This is a genomic window from Shimazuella sp. NTD248 (assembly GCF_059510395.1).
The window spans coordinates 1-864 of record NZ_JCAJZT010000029.1; the positions used below are offsets into that span (position 1 = coordinate 1).

Annotated in this window: 1 protein-coding gene; it reads left to right on the forward strand. The window is 41.7% G+C overall.

All coding sequences use genetic code 11. The annotated features are described in order from the left end of the window. The first annotated feature begins 41 nt into the window (after nt 1-41). On the forward strand, nt 42-857 hold the full coding sequence (locus tag AC5WOE_RS19990) for an IS5 family transposase (RefSeq protein ID WP_496051589.1): 816 nt from the start codon (nt 42-44) through the stop codon (nt 855-857). Nucleotides 858-864 lie beyond the last annotated feature (7 nt).

Consider the following 864-nt stretch of genomic DNA (forward strand, 5'->3'; position numbering starts at 1 on the left):
TAGAAGCTATTTCAAAACTAAAAATTGTCAAATGAGTCAAAATGAAATTAAATAGGGACATGAGCAGACATGAGATAACGGACAAACAATGGAAAATAATTGAACCGCTCCTACCTAAAAGAAAAACACAGATGGGTCGACCTCCAATCCCACTCAGAAAAGTGCTGAATGGGATTATTTACGTGTTGAAAACAGGTGTAGCGTGGATGGATATGCCAAAAGAGTATGGTTCCTATGTGACATGCTGGAGACGATTGAAAGAATGGGAAAAAGTCGGGATTTGGGAACGAATTTGGAGAAAATTATTAGGAATGTTGCAAGAAATAAAGCGATTGAACTGGGATCAAGTGTATTTGGATGGATCGTTTGTGGCAGCAAAGCGAGGGGGGACGGGAATAGGGAAAACCAAGATGGGAAAAGGAACCAAAGTCATGGCTGTAGCTGAAAAAAATGGCATCCCAATCGGGCTTTTGGTAGAGAGTGCACAACCACATGAAATTCGTTTGGCAGAACGAACATTGGCTACGATTCGAGTACCATCCAAGCGTGGTAGACCCCTTAGTCGATTTCGGGAATTGGTCGCAGATCGGGCTTACCATAGTCGAGCCTTTCGCCTCGCACTTCGAAAAAAAGGAATCAAACCTACGATACCCGGTCGAAAAACCGATAAGAAAAGAAAAGGTCGCCCATTGGCAGTGGGCGACGGGTACAAACAACGCTGGAAAATAGAACGTTGTTTTGCTTGGATGGACAATAATCGTAGATTAGTTGTCCGATATGAACGTTACATTCAACATTATAAAGCATTTTGTATACTTTCTCTAATACTTTTATGTGTCAACCGACTTTTGAAATAGCTTCTAG